The organism is Pigmentiphaga sp. CHJ604 (assembly GCF_036972535.1).
GTDB lineage: Bacteria > Pseudomonadota > Gammaproteobacteria > Burkholderiales > Burkholderiaceae_B > Pigmentiphaga > Pigmentiphaga daeguensis.
This window is the reverse complement of the sequence record NZ_CP136998.1, coordinates 3,878,634-3,900,002: the sequence shown is the minus strand read 5'-3', so window position 1 is coordinate 3,900,002 and position 21,369 is coordinate 3,878,634. Positions and strand designations below refer to the sequence as shown.

Sequence of the window (21,369 nt, the reverse complement as noted above, 5' to 3'; positions counted from 1 at the left end):
AAGACCTTGGTCCCGCCATCGGTGACCAGGGTCGACGAGTTGAGTTCTTCGAGGCGCGAGGCGCCTCCCGCGCCGGCACTGCCGCCGGCCTGTCTGTGAGGTGATATGGATTTTGTGCTTTCGTTCTTGTCCGATGGTCTGCTTGGCGCGTCATGGTGGCAGATCGTCGCCTTCACCCTGGTAGTCACCCATATCACCATTCTCGGCGTCACGATCTACCTGCATCGCAGCCAGGCGCACCGCGGGCTGGACCTGCATCCGGCCATCGCGCATTTCTTCCGGTTCTGGCTGTGGCTGACCACCGGCATGGTCACCAAGGAGTGGGTGGCGATCCACCGCAAGCACCACGCCCGCTGCGAGCGTGAAGGGGATCCCCATTCGCCCATGGTGTACGGCATCGGCAAGGTGTTCTTCCAGGGCGCCGAACTGTATCGCGACGAGGCGACCAACCGCGAGACGCTGGACAAGTTCGGCCACGGCACGCCCGATGACTGGGTCGAGCGCAATGTCTATTCGCGCTTCGGCTGGCAGGGCGTGGGGCTGATGATGGTGATCGACGTCGCGCTGTTCGGCGCGATCGGCCTGACCGTCTGGGCGGTACAGATGATCTGGATCCCGTTCTGGGCGGCCGGCGTGGTCAACGGCATCGGCCATTTCTGGGGCTACCGCAACTACGCCAGCCCGGATGCCAGCCGCAACGTCTTCCCGTGGGGCATCGTCATCGGCGGCGAGGAACTGCACAACAACCACCACGCCTATGCCTCGTCGGCGCGGTTCTCCACCAAGTGGTACGAGTTCGACATCGGCTGGGGCTATATCCGTGCCCTGGAGATCCTGCGCCTGGCCAAGGTCAAGAAGGTCGCGCCCAAGGTGCGGCTGGCGCACGGCAAGCCGGTCGACCTGGAGACCCTGCAGGCCGTGATCACGCATCGCTACGAAATCATGGCGCGCTATGCCGACCTGCTCAAGCATGCCTGCCGCGACGAGATCGCCCGGCTGAAGGCCGCCAAGGAATCCCATCTGCAGTGGAAGCTGCTGCGGCGGGCGAAGGCCCTGCTGCACCGCGCCGACGACGAGTCGCTTCCCGATTCGCACCGTTCCGCGATCAATACCGTGCTGGCGGACCACCGCTCGCTGGCCATCCTGGTCGAGATGCGGCGCGAACTGGCCGCCATCTGGGAGCGGTCCAGCGCCTCCAGCGAACAGCTGCTGCGCGATCTGCAGGATTGGTGCAACCGCGCCCAGCAAAGCGGCATCGCGCGGCTCGAGGAGTTCTCGGCCAGGCTGCGCAGCTACGCGACCTGAGCCTGCTGGTCGGAAACAAGAAAAAAGGAGCCTCGGCTCCTTTTTTCTTTTGGGGCCGCGCGGCGATAGGGGTCAGCCGCGCGCCGGTTCACCGTCCCGCCGGCGGTGGCCGCTCAGTTCGGCGCCGGCGTTGGCCGGCAGTTCGCGGCACTGGGTGACGGCCAGCACGCCCAGGAGACCCATGGCGGCGAAGGCCAGGGTGAAGTCCGTCAGTTGCACGGCCGCATGGCCCAGCGCATGCCTCGAGGTGTCGAGCACCAGCGCGGCCAGGCCGATGCCCAGCGCCGCCGTCATCTGCTGGTTGGTGCTGGCCAGGCTCGTCGCCGCGCTCATGCGGGGCTGCGGCACGTCGGCGTAGACGATGGTGCCGTAGGCGTTGAATTGCAACGAGCGCGCCAGGCCGCCCAGGAGCAGCAGCAGGTAGATCGCCGCCAGCGGCCATTCCGGCCGGAACGCACCGCACAGGCCCAGCAACACCGCAGACAGCAGGCCGTTCCAGATCATGACCCGGCGATAGCCGAAGGCCCGCAAAAAGCGCACCGAGATCGCCTTCATGACCAGGCCGCCCACGGCCCCGGCGAAGGTGATGGCGCCGCTTTCGGCGGCCGACAGGCCGAAGCCCAGTTGCAGCATCAGCGGCATCAGGAAGGGGAAGGAGCCGTAGGCCACCCGATACAGGAAGCCGCCGCGCATCGCCACGCGAAAGGTGGGGATGCGCATCAGGCTGAAGTCCAGCACGGGGTCGGCATGCCGGCGGCTGTGCCAGGCGTAGGCCAGCGCGCAGGCGGCCGCGGTGCCCAGCAGGAGCAGCGCGGTCGGGGACAGGCCGCCGTGGCCCAGTCCTTCCAGCCCGACGATCAGGCTGGCCAGCGTGGCGGCCGCCAGGGCGAAGCCCACGTAGTCGAACGACGAGGGCGGCGCGTCGCTGCGGATATCGGGGATGTAGGTGGTGGCGAGCGCGATGCCGGCCAGCCCGATCGGCACGTTGATGAAGAAGATCCAGTGCCAGGACAGGTAGGTGGTCAGGAAGCCGCCGATCAGGGGCCCGACGGCCGGGCCTATCATCGCGGGAAACAGCACCCAGGACATGGCCGAGACCAGTTGGGACTTTTCCACCGTGCGCAGCAGCACCAGCCGGCCCACCGGCACCATCATGGCGCCGCTCGCCCCCTGGAGCAGCCGCGCGCCGATCAGCCACGGCAGGTTCTGCGCCAGGCCGCACAGCACGGAACTGACGACGAACAGCGTGATCGCGCCGCGGAAGGTGTTGCGCGTGCCGAAGCGGTCGGCGATCTTGCCGCTGATCGGGATGAAGGCCGCCAGGCTGAGCAGGTACGCCGTCATGGCGAAGTTCATGCGGACCGGGTCGGTGCCCAGGGACTGCGCCATGGCCGGCAGCGCGGTCGAGATGATGGTGGAGTCCAGTTGCTCCATGAAGAACGCGCTGGCGACGATCAGCGCGATGATCCGGTAGCTGCCCTGGCGGGACGTGGCATGACCCATGAAGCCGTGGTCTCTTGTGCGATGGGTGGAACGCCCGCGCGGCGGGCCGGCGGGGAAGGACGCGGCCGTGGCCGTGCAAGCCCGCGATTTTAGTCCTTCGCGGGCGAGGCCGCGCCGCCTGCCGCGTGCGCGGCGGTCTGTTCCCCGTAGGCCCGGACCGCGTCGACCAGCGCCCGCACGCAGGCGGGCAGGGCCTCGAGCTCGCGCACCAGCAGGTCGCGTTCGCGCACGGCCCACGGCTCGTCCAGCTCCACGATGGACAGCTCCATCGTGCGCCGGTGGCGGCGCGCCGCCGACTCGGGGATCACGCCTATGCCGACGCCCGCCTCCACCATCCGGCAGATGGCCTCGAAGCTCGAGACCTGGATGCGCAGGATGAGCCCCGCGCCCCGGTTTTCGACCTGTTCACGCAGGAAGGTCAGCATGGTGCTGCCCTCGTGCAGGCTGATGTGGGGATAGCGCAAGGTGTCGTCCAGGGTAACCCGGCCCCGCGCGGCCAGCGGATGGACGGTCGGGACGGCCAGTACCAGCCGGTCGGTGCTGAAGTGCAGGCGCTCCAGGCCGGGGGCGTTGATGGGGCCGGCGGTGATGCCCAGGTCGGTCGAGCCATCCATCACCCCGCGGATGATGTCGCGGGTCAGCCGTTCCTGCAGGTCCACCGTCACGCCGGGCCGCCCGGCCAGGAAACGCGCCAGGATCTCGGGCATGAACTCGGTGACGGCGGTGGTGTTGGCGAAGATGCGGATATGGCCCGTGGTGCCGGTGCTGCCATCGGCGAAATCGTTCTTGAGCGAATCGACCTGCCGCATGACCTGCCGGGCGTGCTCCAGCAGCCGCCGGCCGGCGGGCGTCAGCTCTACCCCGCGGCTGTTCCGGTACAGCAGGCGGGCGTCGAGCCGGGTTTCCAGCGACTTGATGCGGGTGCTGGCGGCGGTCAGCGAAAGGTGGGCGCGCCGCGCGCCCTGCGTCAGGCTGGGCGCTTCGGCCACGTGGATGAAAAGCCTGAGGTCGGCCAGGTCGAGATGCATGGCGGCACGTGTGGGGAAAGCATTCACCTTACCTGATCCCTTCCGTTTTGGCGAAGACTGGATGAGGAAAATCAAAATTTACAGAAGGCTGGCGCGGGTGCATGCTGGCGGCATTTCACGCAAGGCGGCGCCCATGGGCGGCCCGCAAGGAGCAAGCATGAGCCAGGACCAGGCTCCATCCCCGCGCGACTGGATCGGGCGCACAGAAACCTCGTCCGACCAGATCACCGGCAACCTGGCGCGGCGCATCGCCGCCACCCTGGGGCAGGCGGCGCCCGAGCCGGGCAGCGCGTTGCCCGAGCTGTGGCATTGGGCGTATTTCCAGGAGCCGGTGGACGCGGCCGGACTGGGCGCCGACGGTCATCCCGCCCGCGGCGGCTTCCTGCCGCCGGCCGACCGGCGCAATCGCATGTGGGCCGGTGGCCGGCTGGCGTTCCATCGGCCGCTGGTGGTGGGCGAGGACGCCACGCGCCATTCGACCATCCTGTCGGTGCAGGAGAAGGCGGGGCGCACCGGTTCCCTGCTGTTCGTGACCGTGCGCCACGACTACGAACAGCGCGGCGGCCTGGCCGTGCGCGAGGAACAGGACATCGTCTACCGCGAGCCGTCCCCGCCGCGTACCGCCGATCCGGAGCCCGTGCCGCAAGCCGGATGGTCGGAGACCATCGTGCCGACCTCCACCATGCTGTTCCGCTATTCGGCGGTCACCTTCAACGGCCACCGCATCCACTACGACTGGCCCTATGCCACGGACGAGGAAGGCTATGCCGGCCTGGTGGTGCACGGCCCGCTGATCGCGACATTGCTGGTGGGGGCCTTCGTGCGTGCTCATCCGTCGCTGCGGCCGACGCATTTCTCGTATCGGGGTGTACGGCCGCTGATCGCGCCCACGCCCTTCGAGGCGGCGGGGCGGATGGCGGACGACGGCGTGGCCCGGGTCTGGGCCGGCAATGCGCAGGGCGCGATCCAGCGCGGCGAGCTGCGCTACGAGCAGAGATAGCAACGGCGGCCCGCGCGGGCGCGAACGGCTGTTTGTCACCGGAGATGGCATGGAAGAGTACGACGACATCCGCCAGGGCGTGCGCGCCCTGTGCACCCACTATGACGCCGCCTATTGGCGCGGGGTGGACGAGGCCCGGGGATTCCCCGAGGCGTTCGTGCGCGCGCTGACCGAGGCCGGATGGCTGGGGGCGATGATTCCCGCCGAGTACGGCGGATCGGGCCTGGGGCTGTCCGAGGCATCGGTGATCCTGGAGGAGGTCAACCGCTGCGGCGGCAATTCGGGCGCCGTGCACGGGCAGATGTACAACCTGTTCACGCTGGTGCGCCACGGGTCGCAGGCGCAGAAGGATCATTTCCTGCCGCGCCTGGCCAGCGGCGAGCTGCGCCTGCAGTCCATGGGCGTGACGGAGCCGACCACGGGCACCGACACGACCCGGATCAAGACCACCGCCGTGCGGCGCGGCGACCGCTATGTGGTCAACGGACAGAAGGTCTGGATCTCGCGCGTGCAGCACTCCGACCTGATGATCCTGCTGGCCCGCACCACGCCCCTGGCCGAGGTCGCCAGGAAGACCGAGGGCATGTCCATCTTCCTGGTCGACCTGCGCGAGGCGATCGGCCATGGCATGGAGGTGCGCCCCATCGCCAACATGGTCAACCATGAGACCAACGAACTTTTCTTCGACAACCTGGAGCTGCCGGCCGACAGCCTGATCGGCGAGGAAGGCAAGGGCTTTCGCTACATCCTGGACGGGCTGAACGCCGAACGCACGCTGATCGCCGCCGAGTGCATCGGCGATGGCCGCTGGTTCGTCGAGCGCGCGCGCAGCTACGCCGGCGAGCGGCAGGTGTTCGGTCGTCCGATCGGGCAGAACCAGGGCGTGCAGTTTCCCATCGCCGAGGCCCACATCGAGGTCGAGGCCGCGGACCTGATGCGCTGGCGCGCCTGCCGCGAATACGACGCCGGCGTCGCGGCGGGCGCCAGCGCCAACATGGCCAAGTACCTGGCCGCCAAGGCCTCGTGGGAAGCGGCCAACGTCTGCTTGCAGACGCACGGCGGCTTCGGCTTCGCCTGCGAATACGACGTCGAGCGCAAGTTCCGCGAAACGCGCCTCTACCAGGTGGCGCCGATCTCGACCAACCTCATCCTTTCCTACGTGGCCGAGCACCTGCTGGGGCTGCCGCGTTCCTTCTGAGGCGCGTCCATGGACAAGACCAGCCTGGCGCGGGACGGCGCCACCGCCTCCCTGTGCGAATTCCTGGCGGCACTGCGTTTCAAGGACCTGCCCGCGCCGGTGGCGGACCGGATCGAAGACCTGTTCCTGGACTGGGTGGCATCGGCCCTGGCCGGGAAGGGCGGGCATCCGGTGCCGCTGTTCGAGCGCTATGCCGCGGCGATGGGGCCCGAAGCGGGGCGCTGCGCGATCCTGACCAACCGGCGGACCACGTCGGCGCATTTCGCCGCGCTGGTCAACGGCGCCGCCTCGCACCTGGTCGAGCAGGACGACCTGCACAACAGCTCGGTGCTGCATCCGGCCACGGTGGTGTTTCCGGCCGTGTTCGCCGCGGCGCAGGACCTGGGCAAGTCGGGTAGCGAGATGCTCGTGGCGGCGGTGGCCGGCTACGAGGCCGGCGTGCGCATCGGCGAATTCCTGGGTCGGTCGCACTACCGCATCTTCCATACGACCGGCACCGTGGGCACGCTGGCGGCCGCGGCCGGCGTGGCCAGGCTGATGGGGCAGGATGCGCGGACGCTGGCGCACACGCTGGGGTCGGCCGGCACGCAAGCCTCGGGCCTGTGGGAATTCCTGCGCGAGGCCGCCGATTCCAAGCAGCTCCATACCGGCCAGGCGGCCGCGAACGGGCTCCTGGCCGCCTACCTGGCACAGGATGGCCTGACCGGCGCGCACGGCGTGCTCGAAGGCCGGCAGGGCATGGCGGCGGGCATGTCCTCGGACGCGGATCCGGCCCGGCTGAACGATCGCCTGGGCCGGCGCTGGGCCACGCTGGAGACATCGTTCAAGTTCCATGCCTCGTGCCGCCATACCCATCCGGCCGCCGATGCGCTGTTGCAGCTGATGCGTACCGAAGGCATCGCCCACGGCGACATCGCTTCGATCCGCGCCCGGGTGCACCGCGCCGCGATCGATGTGCTGGGCAACGTGGACGAACCCAGCACCGTGCACCAGGCGAAGTTCTCGATGGGGACGGTGCTGGGCCTGATCGCGGTCCACGGCCGCGCCGGCCTGGAGGAATTCCGCGACCATGCGCTGACCGATCCCGCGGTGGCGGACGTCCGCCGGCGCACGACCATGGTGATGGACGACGAGGTCGACCGCGCCTATCCCGCCCGCTGGCTGGGACGGGTCGAGGTGGAGACGCGCGATGGCCGGCGCTTGTCCGCCGCCATCGACAGCCCCAAGGGCGACCCGGACAACACCTTGTCGCGCCCCGAGCTGGAATCCAAGCTGAGGCGCCTGGCGGCTTTCTCCGGCGCGGCGACGCCGGCGGAGATCGATGCCTGGATTCCCCGCCTGTGGAGCCTGCGGCACGCGCGCGAGCTGTCCGATTTCATGCCGGAGCTTGCATGAGCGCGCCCGCCCGGCCGCCCGAAGGGCGCGCGACCTCCCTCGGGGAGGATGTCGCGCAGCGACAGGAGGGTAGTCCAGTGAGCACGCCGGTGACCGCCTCCCTTCTACCGACCCCGCCGCGTCCGCTGGACGGCGTCACCGTGCTGAGCCTCGAGCACGCCATCGCGGCGCCGTTCTGCACCCGGCAACTGGCCGACCTGGGCGCCCGCGTGATCAAGATCGAACGCCCGGGGACGGGGGACTTCGCGCGCGGCTACGACGAGCGCGTCCGCGGGCTGTCGTCCCACTTCGTCTGGACCAACCGGTCGAAGGAAAGCCTGGCGCTGGACCTGAAGCAGGACGGCGCGCGCGAGGTGCTGGAGCGGCTGCTGCCGCGCGTCGACGTCCTGGTGCAAAACCTGGCGCCCGGCGCCGCCGATCGGCTGGGGCTGTCGTTCGAGGCGCTGCACGCGCGCCATCCCAGGCTGATCGTCTGCGACATCTCCGGCTACGGCGACAGCGGCCCGTATCGCGACAAGAAGGCCTACGACCTGCTGATCCAAAGCGAAGGAGGTTTCCTGTCGGTCACGGGCACGCCCGAAGAACCGTCCAAGGCCGGGGCCTCGGTGGCCGACATCGCCGCCGGCATGTACGCCTATTCCAACATCCTGGCCGCGCTGCTGCTGCGGGCCACGACGGGGAAGGGCAGCCGCATCGACGTTTCCATGCTCGAGAGCATGGTCGAGTGGATGGGCTACCCCATGTACTACGCGTTCGACGGTGCGCCCCCGCCGCCGCGCTCGGGCGCCTCGCACGCGACCATCTACCCCTACGGCCCGTTTCCCGCCGGCGATGGCGGCACCGTGATGCTCGGCCTGCAGAACGAGCGCGAATGGCGCGTGTTCTGCGAACGGGTGCTGGCGCGGCCGGAACTGGCCGGCGACCCCCGTTTCGATGCCAATTCGCGGCGCACCGAAAACCGGGCGGCGCTGCGCGACATCATCGTGGAGGTCTTCGCCGGCATGAGCACCGAACAGGTCATGGCGGCGCTGGACGACGCCCAGATCGCCAACGCCCGCGTCAACGACATGGCAGGCGTCTGGTCCCACCCGCAGCTGGCGGCCCGCCAGCGCTGGACCGAGGTGGCAAGCCCGGCCGGCATGTTGCCCGTGTTGCTGCCGCCAGGAGCGGGCGGCGCCTATGCGGCCCGCATGGACCGGATACCGGCCCTGGGTGAAGATACCTTGTCCATCCTGGCCGAACTCGGCTATGGCGAAGCCGAGATCGCCGCGCTGCGTGCGCGGCATGTAGTAGCGTCATGATGCGGGCGAGTCGGCTGCGAGAATCGTGCCTGGTGCCCTGATATTTTCGATCAGAGGATCTCCGGTGCGCGGCAGGAAATGCCGGGCCGTCGGCTGGCAGAGGGGCGTCTTCGGCAGAAAAAATCGTGCCACGCGTGATAGTGTAGGCACTGCGTGGCCGCCAGCGGCACGCGCCAAAACGAAAGCAAAAAACGACTCAGGAGACTACCAATGAATCGAGGCCTTGCGTGCTTCGCCGTCGCTTTATTGTGTCCACTCGCCGCGCTCGCGGCGGACAACTACCCTTCCCGTCCCATTACGTTGGTCGTGCCGTTCTCGCCGGGTGGCGTGTCGGACACCACGGCGCGTCCGCTGGCGCCTGTCATGGCCAAGCGTCTGGGGCAACCGGTCATCGTCGAGAACCGGCCAGGAGCAGGGGGTGGAGTGGGAATGGCTCATGTGGCCAAGGCGGCTCCAGATGGCTATACGCTCATGATGGCGTTGGCCAGTATTTCGGCAATTCCCCCCGCCGACAAGCTGACGGGCAAGACACCTTCATATTCCACCTCGCAATTTGCCGCCATCGCTCGCATATCGGCCGATCCCACCGTGCTGGTGGTGCGCGACGATGCGCCCTGGAAGTCCGTGCGTGAGCTGGTGGAGGCGGCCAAGGTCAAGCCCGGCACGATCAGCTTCAGTTCATCCGGAATCTACGGCACTACGCATGTAGCGATGGAGCGTTTTGCCCACGCCGCGGGAATCAAGCTGCTGCACGTGCCGTATGGCGGCGGCGGCGAACAAGTGACGGCGCTGTTAGGTGGACATGTCCAGGCCTCGACGCAGACCTATGGCAACATTTCCGGCCATATCAAGAGCGGCAAGTTCAAGCCGCTGGCGGTTCAGAGCGCCGAGCGCCTGGCCAGCCTGCCCGATGTGCCGACGCTGAAAGAGCTCGGCTACGACGCTGAATACTATCTTTGGGCCGGACTATTCGCGCCGACGGGCCTGCCCGAGCCCGTCATGGCGAAGCTGCGCACCGTCGTCAAGGAAGCAGCGGCCGATCCGGCTTTCGTCAAGGCCATGACAGGAATGGGGACGCCCGTCCAGTATCTGGATGCGCCGGAATTCGAGGCCTTCTGGCGAGCCGACGAGCGGCATCAGACGCAGATCATCAACAGCATCGGCAAACTCGAATAAAAAGGGAATCCATGAAATATGCAATGTATCGCCGTGACGGCGTCAAGCGCGTGGCCATCCTCGACGGCGCGTACCTGGTTGATCCGCAAGCGCTCGAACAAGCCGTTGGCGGGCTGGGGCCGCAAGTGAGCTGGTTTGCCGACATGACCGAGGTGATCCGCCATGCCCCGCAGTCCCGGGAACTCGGTGCGCGGGCGGTGGCGCTCGCCGCCGAGCGGGGTGTGGGACGCGTGGCGCTAGATGACGTGCAGCTCTGCGCCCCCATGCTGCCTTCCACCATCCTGTGCGCGGGCAGCAACTACCTGAGCCACAACGCCGAAAAGGCCGGCTCCGACACAAGCGGCAAAGAGCCGGAGTTCTTCCTCAAGACCGCCGACTGCGTCGTCGGCCCGCACGACGAGATCGTCCACGATCCGGTGCTGACGCGCAAACTGGACGGCGAGGTCGAGCTGGGCGTGGTCATCGGCAAGCCGGGGCGGCACATTCCACGCGAACGGGCGCTGGAGCATGTGTTCGGCTATACCATCGTCAACGACGTCACGGCTCGCGATCGCCAGGTGCGCTTTCGGCCGGACGGCAGTAGCTGGTACGAGCTGGGCCGCGGTAAGGTATTCGATACCAGCGCTCCGCTGGGCCCGTACATTGTCGGCGCCGAAGAGATCCCCGATCCGCAAGGCCTGGGCATCCGTTCCTGGGTCAATGGCGAGCTGCGGCAGAATAGCAATACCGCACAGATGATCTGGAGCGTGGCCGAACTTGTCCATGTGTTTTCGATCAACCTGACGCTGCGGCCGGGCATGGTGATCATCACGGGCACGCCCAGCGGTACGGCCTGGTCCACCGACAAGGAGCTCGGCGGCAAATGGTCGGGAGGCAACGGCATCGTTCCCGCCTCGGGCTATTTGAGGCCTGGCGATCTGATCGAATGCGAAGTCGATGGCATCGGCAGGCTGCGCAATCGGGTGGCGGGCGCATGAAGCGCGTGCGCTCCGCCCTGTTCGTGCCGGGGGACCGGCCCGAGCGGCTGCCCAAGGCGCTGGCCAGCGGCGCCGATGCCGTCATCGTGGACCTGGAGGACGCGGTCGAACCCGGCGCCAAGGCGGCCGCGCGCGTGGCCGTGGCGGCATCCCTGAAAGCTTGCGCGGACCGATCGGTGGTGGTGCGCGTCAATGCGATCCAGACGATCTATTTCGACGAGGACATTGCGCTGTGCGCCGCCAGTCCCGCGGTGGCCGCGGTGATGCTGCCCAAGTCGGAGTCGGCGGCGGATATGGCGCGCGCGGCGTCGGCTGGCCGGCCCGTGTGGCCGCTGATCGAAAGCGCGCGCGGCGTGCTGGCGCTGGCGGCCATCGCCGATGCGCCGGGGGTGGAGCGGCTGGTGTTCGGGAGCCTGGATTTCGCGCTGGACCTCGACCTGGACCCGGTGTCGGGGGCGGGCCGGGCGGTCCTGGACGATGCCCGGCACCGCATGCTGCTTCACGCGCGCGGCGCGGACCTGCCCGCGCCGCTCGACGGCGTACACCCGCAACTGGACGACATCGACGGCCTGCGCGCCGAAGCCGCGCGGGCGCGCGGGTCGGGCATGGGCGGCATGCTGTGCGTGCACCCCGTGCAGGTCGCCGCCATCAACGAGGCCTTCAGTCCTTCGGACGCGGAACTGGCTTGGGCCCGCCGCGTCGTCGAGGCGGCGGCGGGGCAGCGGGGCGCGTTCCGGCTGGAAGGGCGGATGGTGGATGCGCCGGTGCTGGCGCGCGCCCGGCGGATGATGGAAGCCGCGGGCAGGGCATAGCGGCGGATGTTTGCCGCGGGCAAAGAAAAACCCCGCCTGGGCGGGGTTTGTTCGCAAACCGAGCCGATTACTTCAGCTTGGTTTCCTTGTAGTCCACGTGCTTGCGCGCGACCGGATCGAACTTCTTGATCAGCATCTTTTCCGGGGTGGTGCGCTTGTTCTTGGTCGTGGTGTAGAAATGCCCGGTTCCGGCGGTGGACTCGAGCTTGATCTTTTCGCGAATACCCTTGGCGGCCATGGTGTGCTCCTGTGGATCCGGTGATTAAACGGCTTCGCCGCGAGCGCGCAGATCGGCCAGGACGGCTTCGATGCCGTTCTTGTCGATGGTGCGCAGGGCGTTGGTGCTGACGCGCAGGCGAACCCAGCGGTTTTCGCTTTCCACCCAGAACTTGCGGTATTGCAGGTTCGGCAGGAAACGGCGCTTGGTCTTGTTGTTGGCGTGAGAAACGTTGTTGCCCGTGATCGGACCCTTACCGGTTACTTGACATACTCGTGCCATGGCGACACCTCTTCTGCTATTTCGTGAATTCGGGAGACGGATCCGGGGGCCGGCGATACCGGACTGTGCCCCGAATTTCTGGCGCGGTTTGGCAGGATGGATGCCGACCCGGTTCGCACGGGTTCTCAAGGCATCCCGGCGCAAAATCCAGAATGCGTTGAAAACGTGCGCCGAAAGCCAGCTTCATCCGCGCCCGGAAAGCGCGCTTGCGAAGGGCTTTCCCCGGGGCGAGAGCTCTCGCGGGCCAAAGACAACGCCGTAAAGCTCGCAAGAATAGCACGAAACCCGCCGTTTTTTCAACTCGTTGTTTGCGACGCAGCTTGTTTCCCCACGGGACGGGTACGGGATTCTACGGCATCGGGCTGCCAGGCACCGGAGCCGGCTGCTCGCTAACCCTATGTTGACTGATCGATCAGTCAGGGCCTAGGCTAGCGCATCCTTATCCAGGAAGCGCGCCTTGACCGACCAGAACGCCCGGACCGCCATCCTCGACGCCGCCGAAGGGGTTTTCGCCGCCCACGGCTTCGATGGCACCAGCATGCGGCAGATCGCCAACGAAGCCGGCGTGGCCCAGGCATTGCTGCACTACCACTTCGGCACCAAGGAAAAACTGTACGAGGCCATGTTCGCCCGCCGCTCCGACGCCATCAACGCCGTCCGCGCGGCCGCGCTGGACCGGCTGTTCGGACCGGACGGGCAGGGGCGGCCCACCCTGGGCGACCTGCTGGAAGCCTTGTTCCGGCCAACGGTGGAGTTCGGCCACGAGGGGCCGGCGGGCAATCTGTTCTCGCGGGTGCTGGCCGCCACCGCCAACGCCGAGGACGAGCGTTCGCGCACGCTGATCGGCGCCCACTACGACGCGATCGCCCGCCGTTTCATCGCCGCCTTCCGCCGTGTCCTGCCGCAGTTGGAGCAGGACGATGCCGTGTGGTCCTACATGTTCGCCATCGGCGTGGGCATGACCATGATGGCCGCCACCGGGCGGGCAGGACGCCTGTCGGACGGCGCCTGCGACGACAGTGACGTCGATGCCGTCATGGCCCGCCTGGTGCCTTTCATCAGCGCCGGCATCGAGGCGCTGGCGGCCGACCGTGCCGCCGGCCGCACGGGCCGTCCCCACGTTCTTTCCCCGCGCTCCGGTTCCGGAGCCGGTTGATTCCCCGGGGCCATGCCCCGGCCGCAAGAACCGGGCCGCCACGAGCCCGGCCCCCTGACAAGGAGACATGCATGCGTATTCTGCCGGCCGCATTGGCGGCCTTGCTGGCCACCGCCACGATGGCGGCACAGGCCAAGACCATCACCGTGACGCTGGTCAACGGCCATCCGCCGGTGTTCCGCTGGGTCAAGCATCTGCAGGAGTCCTTCGTGCCGGCAGTGAACAAGGCGCTGGAGGGGACGGACATCAAGCTCGAATGGAAGCAGCAGTACGGCGGCTCGCTGGCCAAGGTGGGCGAGGAGCTGGAAGCGGCCCAGGACGGCGTGGCCGACATCGCGCTGGTTCCCACGATCTTCGAGCCGGCCAAGTTGCCGCTGCAGAACGTCACCTATTACACGCCCTTCGTATCGGACGATCCCGGCCTGGTGACGCAGGCGGTACAGGACGTGCAGCGCAAGATCCCGGCGATGATGAAGGCCTGGGAGGCGAACGACGTCGTCTACATCGGCGGTGGTTTCGGGCTGGACGACTACCTGTTGTTCACGAAGTTTCCGGTCAAGGGCATGGCCGACCTCAAGGGCCGCAAGATCGGCACGCCGGGCACGTCGATCAACTGGATGAAGGGCACGGGCGCGGTGGGCGTCGCGGGCAACCTGACCGAGTACTACAACTCGCTGCAGACCGGCCTGTACGACGGCGTGGTCACCTTCGCCACCGCGGCCCTGCCGGCCAAGATCCAGGAGGTCGCGCCCTACATCACGCAGATCGGCTACGGCGCTCAGTACTCGGGCGGCATCGCGGCCAACAAGGACTGGTACGACGCCCAGCCGGAAGCCTTGAAGAAGGCATTGAAGGCCGGCGCCGACGCCTTCGAGAAGGCGTATACCGACGACCTGCGCAAGGCCACCCGCGCCGCGCTGGACGAACTGGTCGCCAAGGGCGGCAAGCTCAATCCGGATTCGGCCAGCCTGCGGGGCGCCTATGCCAAGGCGCTCGAGGACCCGACCAAGGGCTGGGTCGCCGAGCTGCAAAAGCAGAAGCTGCCGGCCAAGCAGGTGCTGGACGCCTACATGAAGGAAGTGCGGGCGGCCGGCGCCAAGCCGGTGCGCGACTGGGATCGGAACTGAACCGGGCGGCGAGGTCATCCATGTCTGAAGTCCCCATCACCGGCGAGGGAGATTTCCTCCCTCCGTCCGACCATCCCTTGCTGCGCATCCTGGATGCCTGCACCGCGGCCCTGAACGCGGTCGGCACGCTGCTGATCGTGGGCGTGATGGTCGCCATCAACTCCGACATCGTCGGCCGCGCGTTCTTCGGCCATCCCATCTCGGGCGTGCCCGAGATGGTCAGCATGTCCATCGTCGCTATCGTCTTCCTGCAGGTGGCCCATTCGCTGCGGCTAGGCGGGCTGACGCGGGCGGAGGTGCTGCTGGACAAGCTTGCGCCGCGCGGGCGGGCCGGGCTGGAGGCCTTGTACTGCCTGATCGGCGCCGCGTTCTGCGCGGTGCTGTTCAACGGCCTCGTGCCGCTGTTCGAGCGCGCCTGGACCCGGGATCTGTTCGTAGGCGCGATCGGCGACTTCACCGCGCCGATCTGGCCGGTGCGGCTGATCATGCTGGTGGGGACGGTGGCGCTGGGCCTGCAGTTCCTGGCCAGGGCGGTGCGCGCGCTGTGCGCGGCCGCGACGACGCACGGCCGGGCCGTGCAGGCGGGGGCATGATGAGCGATCTGGTCATCGGCGCGCTGGCGCTGTTCGGAATGGTGGGGCTGATCTATGCCGGCATGCACGTCGCCATCGCGCTGGCCGTCTGTTCCTTCCTGGGCGTGCTGGCGATCAAGGGCAGCTTCCTGATCACCGGCCGCATGCTGGCGCTGGCCGCCACCGAGTCCATCGACTCCTATATCTTCGGCGTGGTGCCGCTGTTCGTGCTGATGGGGTTCGTCGTATCGCAGGCCGACATCGGCCGCGACGCGTTCGATGTCGCCAACCGCATGCTGGGCCGCATCAAGGGCGGACTGGGCATCGCCACCGTGGGCGCCAACGCGATCTTCGCCGCCATCACCGGCATTTCGATCGCCTCGGCCGCCGTGTTCACGCGGGTGGCCGTGCCCGAGATGCTGCGGCACGGCTACACCAAGCGCTTCGCCTACGGCATCGTGGCGGGCAGTTCGGTGCTGGGCATGCTGATCCCGCCCAGCCTGCTGCTCATCCTGTACGGCATCCTGACCGAGCAGTCGGTGGGCGACCTGTTCCTGGCCGGCGTGGTGCCGGGCATCGTGCTGGCCATCGCCTTCGGCCTGGGCGTCTACTGGCTGGCCCGCAACCGTCCGGATTTCGCCGGCGCCAGCATTTCCGAGGACGTCGCGCCCCTGTCGGCCGCCGCGATGGGACGCAAGGCGCTGCCCATCGTGCTGCTGATCGGCCTGGTGCTGGGCGGCATCTATGGCGGCTTCTTCACGCCCACCGAGGCCGGCGCAGTCGGCGCGCTGGGCGCGATCGTGATCGGCCTGTTCCGCCGCGCGCTGCCGCCCGGGCGCATCTGGCGGGTATTGACCGACACCGGCCAGGTCACCGCCGCCATCTGCTTCCTGATCATCGCGGCCAGCATGTACTCGCGCATGCTGTCGCTGAGCGGCCTGCCGGAGTTCCTGACCGCGGCGCTCGCGGCCAGCGACATCGGCTACTGGGGCATCATCATCGCCTACGTGCTGCTGATCGTCGCGATGGGAACCATCCTGGACAGCTCGTCCATCCTGCTGATCGTGGTGCCGTTGTTCTATCCGATCATGAAGGCCTTCGGCATCGATCCCATCTGGTTCGGCATCGTCACCGTGATCGCCGTCGAGGTCGGCCTGCTGACGCCGCCGTTCGGCCTGTCCGTCTACGTGATCAAGGGAACCTCGCCCGATCGCACACTGAAACTGGGCGAGATCTTCCGCGGCGCCTTGCCGTTCGCCGCCATCATGCTGGCGGTGCTCGCCCTGATCCTGGTATTTCCGTGGCTGGCCACCGGCCTGCTCGGACGCTGAACGAAGGAGCCCTTCATGCCTCGACGTTTCGTCGATCTTTCCGTCGCACTGGACGACCGCATCGCCTCCGATCCCCCCGGCCACCTGCCGCAGATCGCCTATCTCGACCACCGCTCGACCGCCGCCGACATGGCGTCCTTCTTCCCCGGGCTGGACGTGGCGGACCTGCCGGGGGGCGAGGGGTGGGCCATCGAGCGGCTGAATGTCTCGACCCACAACGGCACCCACCTGGATGCGCCCTACCATTTCCACTCGACCATGGATGGCGGCGAGCGCGCCATCACCATCGACGAGGTGCCGCTGGAGTGGTGCTTCAGCCGGGGCGTGAAGCTGGACTTCCGCCACTTGCCCGACGGCCACGTGGTGACGCCCGAGGAGGTGGAGGCCGAACTGGCCCGCATCGGCCACGTGCTCGAGCCCTACGACATCGTGCTGGTGAACACGTCGGCCGGAGCGCGCTACGGGCAGCCCGACTACGTGTCCGCGGGCTGCGGCATGGGCATGGAGGCGACGCTCTACCTGACCGAGCGCGGCGTGCGCGTGACCGGCACCGACGGCTGGAGCTGGGACGCGCCTTTCGTGCACACCGCCAAGCGCTTCGCCGAGAGCCCGGATCCTTCCATCATCTGGGAAGGGCACCGCGCCGGCATGGCGCGCGCCTATTGCCACCTGGAGAAGCTCGGCAACCTGGAAAGCCTGCCGCCGCACGGATTCACCGTCTCGTGCTTTCCCTACAAGATCCGTGGCGCCTCGGCCGGTTTCACCCGCGCCGTGGCCATCTTCGAAGACTGAACCGGAGCCCGCGATGAACGACACCCAAGCCAAGCCCGCCAAGAAAGCCGCGCCCAAGATCATCATCACCTGCGCCGTCACCGGCGGCATCCATACGCCCACCATGTCCGAGGCGCTGCCCTACCGCCCCGAGGACATCGCCGAGCAGTCCATCGCCGCCGCCAGGGCCGGCGCGGCCATCCTTCACCTGCATGCGCGCGATCCCAAGGACGGCCGGCCCACGCCCGATCCGGCGGTGTTCATGCAGTTCCTGCCGAAGATCAAGGAAGCCACCGACGCCGTCATCAACGTCACCACCGGCGGCGGTCTGAACATGACGGTGGAACAGCGCCTGGCCGCGCCGCTGCTGGCCAGGCCCGAGATGTGCTCGCTCAACATGGGGTCGATGAACTTCGGCATCTACCCCATGGCCGATCGCTACAAGCAGTGGAAGTTCGATTGGGAAGAGAGCTACCTGCGCAATACCGACGATTTCATCTTCCGCAACACTTTCCGCGACATCGAACGCATCCTGAAGATGCTGGGCGAGGAGCACGGCACCCGCTTCGAGCACGAGTGCTACGACGTCGGCCACCTGTACAACGTTGCCCATTTCGTGGACCGCGGCCTGCTCAAGCCGCCATTTTTCATCCAGATGATCTTCGGCATCCTGGGCGGCATCGGCGCCGAGCTGGACAACCTGCTGTTCATGAAGCGCACGGCCGACCGGTTGTTCGGCAACGACTACCGCTGGTCGGTGCTGGCCGCCGGCCGCCACCAGATGAACTTCGCCACGCAGGCGGCCTTGCTGGGAGGCAGCGTGCGGGTCGGGCTGGAGGACAGCCTGTACATCGGCAAGGGCCAATTGGCGGCTTCCAATGCCGAGCAGGTCGCCAAGGTGCGCCGCATCCTGGAGGAAATGGGGCACGAGATCGCGACGCCGGACGAGGCCCGCGCCATGCTGGCGCTCAAGGGCGCGGACCGGGTCGGCTTCTGAGCGCGGCCATGGCGGGCGCTCCCAATCCGCTGGACGGCTTCGTCGTCGATCCGGCCGCCATGGCCTATGTGGGGCAGGGGCTGCAACGCCCCGAATGCATCCTGGCCGAACGCGATGGTTCCCTGTGGGCCGCCGATGCGCGCGGCGGCGTGGTCCACATCCGGCCCGACGGCAGCCAGCGGCTGGTCACGCAGCAGGCCGACACGCATTTCAGCCAGGCCACCGACGACGCCACCCGCTTTGTCGCGGGCACCTTGCCTAACGGCCTGGCCTTCGCGCGCAACGGCGACATCGTCATCTCCAACTTCGGCACCGACCGGCTGGAACTGATGACGCGCGAGGGGCAGACCCGCGTGCTGGCCGACACCGTGGACGGCCAGCCCATCGGCAAGGTCAATTTCGTGCTGCGCGACAGCCGCGATCGGCTGTGGCTGACCATCTCCACCCGCATCAGGAACTGGATGCAGGCCATGGATCCCACGGTGGCCGATGGCTATATCGCGCTGTACGAGCACGGCCGGTTGCGCATCGTGGCCGACGGCTTCCATTTCACCAACGAGATCCGGCTCGATGCCCGCGAGGAGTGGCTGTACGTGGCCGAGACCTGCGCGCGGCGCGTCTCGCGCCTGAGGGTGGGGCCGGACGGCAGCCTGTCGGGCCGGGAGGTGTTCGGTCCCGCCGATCATGGCGCGTTCATCGACGGCATCGCGTTCGATGCCCATGGCAACCTGTGGGGCACGCACGTGATGACAGACCGGGTCTTCGCGATCACGCCGGAAGGGGAGCTGCGGATCGTGCTGGACGACGATGGCGGCAGTGCCGCGGGGAAGGCGTTGATGGCGGCGTTCGAGCGGAGCGAGGCGACGCCGGAGATGATGCTGGCCTGCGGCGGGAAGATCGCGCCGTGGTTCGCCAGCCTGACGTTCGGGGGGCCGGATCTGCGGACGGTTTACATCGGCAGTCTGAGGGGGGAGCGGATTCCGTATTTCCGTGCGCCCGTGGCGGGGCTGCCCATGGCGCACTGGTAGGCCCTACATCACCCCGCGTTCCGCCAGCGAGGTGGTCCGCCCGCCTGCCACGATGATGTGGTCGAGCAGGCGCACGTCCACCAGCGCGAGCGCGGCGCGGACGTGGCGGGTGAGGTGTTCGTCGGCCTGGCTGGGTTCGGCGTTGCCCGAGGGGTGGTTGTGGGCGAGGATGACCGAGGCGGCATGGTGGCGCAGCGCGGCGCGGACGATCTCGCGCGGGTAGATGGTGGCCTGGGACAGGGTGCCCTGGGACAGGATTTCGCTGGTGATGAGGCAGTTGCGCGCGTCCAGGTACAGCGCCATGCAGCACTCGATGCGGCGGTGGGCCAGGGTGGCGGCGCAATAGCGGCGTACGTGATCGGGGCGGGACAGGGCGTCGCCGCGGTGGATTTCCTCGGCCAGTTCGCGCCGGGCCAGCTCCAGGATGGCCTGCAGTTGGGCCGCCTTGACTTCCCCCATGCCAGGCATGCCCCGGAGTTCGTCGCGCGAGGCGCCGAACAGTCCGCGCAGGCCGCCGAATTGCGCCAGCAGGCGCCGGCCCAGTTCGAGCGCGTTGCAGCCGCGCGTGCCGGTGCGCAGCAGCACGGCCAGCAGTTCGGCGTCGGTCAGCACCGTGGGGCCGTGGCGCAGCAGGCGCTCGCGGGGGCGTTCTTCGGGGGGCAGGGAGGCCTGTAGGGTCGGAAGGGCGGTCGGCATGGCGGCGGGACGGGTAAAATCGGTTCTTTGGCGCACAGCATCGACACGGTGACACACTTTGGCTGCATCTTCTTCCTCCACGCCCCTCGTTGTCCGTGAGGACTCCTACGTAACCCTCCACTACCGCATTTCGCTGGCCTCGGGCGAAGGCGCGGGAGGCGTTTTCGTCGATACCTTCACCGGCCGTCCCGCCACGCTGCAACTGGGCATCGGCCAGTGGGCGCCGGGCATGGAGGCGGCGCTGGTCGGCCGCGGCGAAGGCGAGCGCTTCAGTTTCACCCTCGCTCCGGCGCAGGCGTACGGCGATCGCAATCCGGAGCTGATCCAGCGCGTGACCCTGGCGATGCTGCGCGAGCACGCGGGCGACGAGACCTTCCAGCCCGGCGACCTGGTCGAATTCGCCGCGCCCAATGGCGGCCGGTATTCGGGCGTATTCAAGGAACAGGGCGAGGACTATGCGCTGTTCGATTTCAACCATCCGCTGGCCGGCTCGGCGCTGAAGGTGGATGTGTCCATACTCGGGGTGATGTGATGGCGCAGGCGCCCATGGAAGTGGTCCTGGCCCAGCCGCGCGGCTTCTGCGCCGGCGTCGACCGGGCCATCGAGATCGTCGAGCGCGCCTTGCAGATCTACGGCGCGCCCATCTACGTGCGGCACGAGATCGTCCACAACCGCTACGTGGTCGAGGACCTGCGCGCCAAGGGCGCCATCTTCATCCAGGAACTGGACGAGGCGCCGGCCGGTTCGACGGTGGTCTTCTCGGCCCACGGCGTGTCCAGGGCGGTGCGCCGCGAGGCCGAGCAGCGCGGCCTGCAGGTGTACGACGCCACCTGTCCCCTGGTGACCAAGGTCCACGTCGAGGTGGCCAAGATGCGCGCCGCCGGCAACGAGATCGTCATGATCGGCCACAAGGGGCACCCCGAGGTGGAAGGCACGCTGGGGCAGTCCGAAGCGGGCATGTACCTGGTCGAGACGGTCGAGGACGTGGCGGCGCTGGCCGTGGCCGATCCGGACCGGCTGGCCTATGTGACCCAGACCACGCTGTCGGTGGACGACGCGGCGCAGGTCGCGGCGGCGCTCAAGGCCCGCTTCCCGAACATCGCCGAGCCCAAGAAAAGCGACATCTGCTACGCCACGCAGAACCGCCAGGACGCCGTCAAGGTCATGGCGCCCGAATGCGACCTGGTGCTGGTGGTGGGCAGCGTCAACAGCTCCAATTCCAACCGCTTGCGCGAGGTGGCCGAGCGCAAGGGCGTGGCCGCCTACCTGATCGACGGCGCCGGCGACATCGATCCGGCCTGGCTGGAAGGGCGCAGCCGGGTGGGCGTCACGGCCGGCGCCTCGGCGCCCGACGTGCTGGTGCAGCAGGTCATCGCCCGCCTGAAGGAGCTGGGCGCGGCCTCGGTGCGCACGCTGGCCGGCGCCGAGGAAGGTATCGCCTTCCCGCTGCCCAAGGGCTTGTCCAAGAACGTCCGCCTGTAGTCCTACGGAGCCTCC

Annotated in this window: 22 protein-coding genes; 17 read left to right on the top strand and 5 right to left on the bottom strand. The window is 68.1% G+C overall.

All coding sequences use genetic code 11. The features are described from left to right. Window positions 1-105: 105 nt before the first annotated feature. Window positions 106-1,305, top strand: a complete 1,200-nt coding sequence (locus R4823_RS18805) for a fatty acid desaturase (protein ID WP_087839591.1) — start codon at window positions 106-108, stop codon at window positions 1,303-1,305. A 72-nt stretch (window positions 1,306-1,377) separates the two neighbouring features. On the opposite strand, the gene R4823_RS18800 is transcribed toward R4823_RS18805, so the two are convergent. Continuing rightward, window positions 1,378-2,808 carry a DHA2 family efflux MFS transporter permease subunit gene (locus R4823_RS18800; protein ID WP_338615787.1) on the bottom strand — a complete coding sequence of 477 codons (1,431 nt, stop codon included), beginning with the start codon at window positions 2,806-2,808 and terminating at the stop codon, window positions 1,378-1,380. An 89-nt stretch (window positions 2,809-2,897) separates the two neighbouring features. Continuing rightward, a complete protein-coding gene (locus R4823_RS18795; protein ID WP_087839589.1) occupies window positions 2,898-3,836 on the bottom strand; it encodes a LysR family transcriptional regulator in 939 nt (312 codons plus the stop codon). Between the two features lie 157 nt (window positions 3,837-3,993). Between R4823_RS18795 and R4823_RS18790 the strand changes: the two genes are divergently transcribed. From R4823_RS18790 to R4823_RS18760, 7 genes are all read left to right on the top strand, one after another. Beyond that, entirely contained in the window at window positions 3,994-4,836 is an 843-nt protein-coding gene (locus R4823_RS18790; protein ID WP_338615784.1) for a MaoC family dehydratase N-terminal domain-containing protein, read from the top strand. A gap of 49 nt (window positions 4,837-4,885) precedes the next feature. Then, window positions 4,886-6,034 carry an acyl-CoA dehydrogenase family protein gene (locus R4823_RS18785; protein WP_338615781.1) on the top strand — a complete coding sequence of 383 codons (1,149 nt, stop codon included), beginning with the start codon at window positions 4,886-4,888 and terminating at the stop codon, window positions 6,032-6,034. A 9-nt stretch (window positions 6,035-6,043) separates the two neighbouring features. Next, window positions 6,044-7,429, top strand: coding sequence for an MmgE/PrpD family protein (locus R4823_RS18780; RefSeq protein ID WP_087839586.1), 1,386 nt, complete (start codon window positions 6,044-6,046; stop codon window positions 7,427-7,429). Between the two features lie 77 nt (window positions 7,430-7,506). Further along, window positions 7,507-8,730, top strand: coding sequence for a CaiB/BaiF CoA-transferase family protein (locus R4823_RS18775; protein ID WP_338615778.1), 1,224 nt, complete (start codon window positions 7,507-7,509; stop codon window positions 8,728-8,730). A 210-nt stretch (window positions 8,731-8,940) separates the two neighbouring features. After that, window positions 8,941-9,906: a tripartite tricarboxylate transporter substrate binding protein gene (locus R4823_RS18770; protein WP_279817416.1), complete on the top strand. Its 966-nt coding sequence runs from the start codon at window positions 8,941-8,943 to the stop codon at window positions 9,904-9,906. Window positions 9,907-9,929: 23 nt separating this feature from the next. Continuing rightward, complete coding sequence (locus tag R4823_RS18765; protein ID WP_165963074.1) at window positions 9,930-10,883, top strand: fumarylacetoacetate hydrolase family protein; 954 nt, start codon at window positions 9,930-9,932, stop codon at window positions 10,881-10,883. Beyond that, on the top strand, window positions 10,880-11,695 hold the full coding sequence (locus tag R4823_RS18760) for a CoA ester lyase (RefSeq protein WP_338615773.1): 816 nt from the start codon (window positions 10,880-10,882) through the stop codon (window positions 11,693-11,695). Before R4823_RS18765 ends, R4823_RS18760 begins: the two co-directional genes overlap by 4 nt. A gap of 67 nt (window positions 11,696-11,762) precedes the next feature. Here the strand turns inward: R4823_RS18760 and rpmG are convergent, their stop codons facing one another. Together rpmG and rpmB are read right to left on the bottom strand one after the other, a co-directional pair. Continuing rightward, a complete protein-coding gene (gene rpmG / locus R4823_RS18755; protein WP_087839581.1) occupies window positions 11,763-11,933 on the bottom strand; it encodes a 50S ribosomal protein L33 in 171 nt (56 codons plus the stop codon). A 24-nt stretch (window positions 11,934-11,957) separates the two neighbouring features. After that, entirely contained in the window at window positions 11,958-12,194 is a 237-nt protein-coding gene (gene rpmB / locus R4823_RS18750; RefSeq protein WP_087839580.1) for a 50S ribosomal protein L28, read from the bottom strand. 457 nt (window positions 12,195-12,651) lie between these two features. On the opposite strand from rpmB, the gene R4823_RS18745 reads away from it, so the two are divergent. The 7 genes from R4823_RS18745 to R4823_RS18715 all read left to right on the top strand — a co-directional run bounded on the left by R4823_RS18745 (window position 12,652) and on the right by R4823_RS18715 (window position 19,176). Then, complete coding sequence (locus R4823_RS18745; protein ID WP_087839579.1) at window positions 12,652-13,350, top strand: TetR/AcrR family transcriptional regulator; 699 nt, start codon at window positions 12,652-12,654, stop codon at window positions 13,348-13,350. 71 nt (window positions 13,351-13,421) lie between these two features. After that, complete coding sequence (locus R4823_RS18740; RefSeq protein WP_087839578.1) at window positions 13,422-14,477, top strand: C4-dicarboxylate TRAP transporter substrate-binding protein; 1,056 nt, start codon at window positions 13,422-13,424, stop codon at window positions 14,475-14,477. Window positions 14,478-14,497: 20 nt separating this feature from the next. After that, entirely contained in the window at window positions 14,498-15,070 is a 573-nt protein-coding gene (locus R4823_RS18735; RefSeq protein ID WP_279817414.1) for a TRAP transporter small permease, read from the top strand. Beyond that, window positions 15,067-16,380: a TRAP transporter large permease gene (locus R4823_RS18730; protein WP_243724428.1), complete on the top strand. Its 1,314-nt coding sequence runs from the start codon at window positions 15,067-15,069 to the stop codon at window positions 16,378-16,380. The genes R4823_RS18735 and R4823_RS18730 overlap by 4 nt, the downstream gene beginning before the upstream one ends. 15 nt (window positions 16,381-16,395) lie before the next feature. Then, window positions 16,396-17,172: a cyclase family protein gene (locus R4823_RS18725; protein WP_087839575.1), complete on the top strand. Its 777-nt coding sequence runs from the start codon at window positions 16,396-16,398 to the stop codon at window positions 17,170-17,172. Between the two features lie 13 nt (window positions 17,173-17,185). Continuing rightward, window positions 17,186-18,148, top strand: coding sequence for a 3-keto-5-aminohexanoate cleavage protein (locus R4823_RS18720; RefSeq protein WP_087839574.1), 963 nt, complete (start codon window positions 17,186-17,188; stop codon window positions 18,146-18,148). Between the two features lie 8 nt (window positions 18,149-18,156). Further along, the gene (locus R4823_RS18715; protein ID WP_338615760.1) at window positions 18,157-19,176 is read left to right on the top strand and encodes an SMP-30/gluconolactonase/LRE family protein; all 1,020 of its coding nucleotides are present in this window, start codon (window positions 18,157-18,159) and stop codon (window positions 19,174-19,176) included. A gap of 3 nt (window positions 19,177-19,179) precedes the next feature. On the opposite strand, the gene radC is transcribed toward R4823_RS18715, so the two are convergent. Next, the gene (gene radC / locus R4823_RS18710) at window positions 19,180-19,872 is read right to left on the bottom strand and encodes a DNA repair protein RadC (protein ID WP_087839572.1); all 693 of its coding nucleotides are present in this window, start codon (window positions 19,870-19,872) and stop codon (window positions 19,180-19,182) included. Between the two features lie 58 nt (window positions 19,873-19,930). On the opposite strand from radC, the gene R4823_RS18705 reads away from it, so the two are divergent. Further along, complete coding sequence (locus tag R4823_RS18705) at window positions 19,931-20,404, top strand: FKBP-type peptidyl-prolyl cis-trans isomerase (protein ID WP_279817408.1); 474 nt, start codon at window positions 19,931-19,933, stop codon at window positions 20,402-20,404. Beyond that, window positions 20,404-21,354: a 4-hydroxy-3-methylbut-2-enyl diphosphate reductase gene (gene ispH / locus R4823_RS18700; protein ID WP_087839570.1), complete on the top strand. Its 951-nt coding sequence runs from the start codon at window positions 20,404-20,406 to the stop codon at window positions 21,352-21,354. The genes R4823_RS18705 and ispH overlap by 1 nt, the downstream gene beginning before the upstream one ends. The last annotated feature ends 15 nt before the right edge of the window (window positions 21,355-21,369 follow it).

What these genes read in the sequence shown, in the direction of transcription:
- R4823_RS18805 (WP_087839591.1), top strand. Translation starts at nt 106, where the DNA reads ATGGATTTTGTGCTTTCGTTCTTGTCCGATGGTCTGCTTGGCGCGTCA.
- R4823_RS18800 (WP_338615787.1), bottom strand. Translation starts at nt 2,808, where the DNA reads ATGGGTCATGCCACGTCCCGCCAGGGCAGCTACCGGATCATCGCGCTG.
- R4823_RS18795 (WP_087839589.1), bottom strand. Translation starts at nt 3,836, where the DNA reads ATGCATCTCGACCTGGCCGACCTCAGGCTTTTCATCCACGTGGCCGAA.
- R4823_RS18790 (WP_338615784.1), top strand. Translation starts at nt 3,994, where the DNA reads ATGAGCCAGGACCAGGCTCCATCCCCGCGCGACTGGATCGGGCGCACA.
- R4823_RS18785 (WP_338615781.1), top strand. Translation starts at nt 4,886, where the DNA reads ATGGAAGAGTACGACGACATCCGCCAGGGCGTGCGCGCCCTGTGCACC.
- R4823_RS18780 (WP_087839586.1), top strand. Translation starts at nt 6,044, where the DNA reads ATGGACAAGACCAGCCTGGCGCGGGACGGCGCCACCGCCTCCCTGTGC.
- R4823_RS18770 (WP_279817416.1), top strand. Translation starts at nt 8,941, where the DNA reads ATGAATCGAGGCCTTGCGTGCTTCGCCGTCGCTTTATTGTGTCCACTC.
- R4823_RS18765 (WP_165963074.1), top strand. Translation starts at nt 9,930, where the DNA reads ATGTATCGCCGTGACGGCGTCAAGCGCGTGGCCATCCTCGACGGCGCG.
- R4823_RS18760 (WP_338615773.1), top strand. Translation starts at nt 10,880, where the DNA reads ATGAAGCGCGTGCGCTCCGCCCTGTTCGTGCCGGGGGACCGGCCCGAG.
- rpmG (WP_087839581.1), bottom strand. Translation starts at nt 11,933, where the DNA reads ATGGCCGCCAAGGGTATTCGCGAAAAGATCAAGCTCGAGTCCACCGCC.
- rpmB (WP_087839580.1), bottom strand. Translation starts at nt 12,194, where the DNA reads ATGGCACGAGTATGTCAAGTAACCGGTAAGGGTCCGATCACGGGCAAC.
- R4823_RS18740 (WP_087839578.1), top strand. Translation starts at nt 13,422, where the DNA reads ATGCGTATTCTGCCGGCCGCATTGGCGGCCTTGCTGGCCACCGCCACG.
- R4823_RS18735 (WP_279817414.1), top strand. Translation starts at nt 14,498, where the DNA reads ATGTCTGAAGTCCCCATCACCGGCGAGGGAGATTTCCTCCCTCCGTCC.
- R4823_RS18730 (WP_243724428.1), top strand. Translation starts at nt 15,067, where the DNA reads ATGATGAGCGATCTGGTCATCGGCGCGCTGGCGCTGTTCGGAATGGTG.
- R4823_RS18725 (WP_087839575.1), top strand. Translation starts at nt 16,396, where the DNA reads ATGCCTCGACGTTTCGTCGATCTTTCCGTCGCACTGGACGACCGCATC.
- R4823_RS18720 (WP_087839574.1), top strand. Translation starts at nt 17,186, where the DNA reads ATGAACGACACCCAAGCCAAGCCCGCCAAGAAAGCCGCGCCCAAGATC.
- R4823_RS18715 (WP_338615760.1), top strand. Translation starts at nt 18,157, where the DNA reads ATGGCGGGCGCTCCCAATCCGCTGGACGGCTTCGTCGTCGATCCGGCC.
- radC (WP_087839572.1), bottom strand. Translation starts at nt 19,872, where the DNA reads ATGCCGACCGCCCTTCCGACCCTACAGGCCTCCCTGCCCCCCGAAGAA.
- ispH (WP_087839570.1), top strand. Translation starts at nt 20,404, where the DNA reads ATGGCGCAGGCGCCCATGGAAGTGGTCCTGGCCCAGCCGCGCGGCTTC.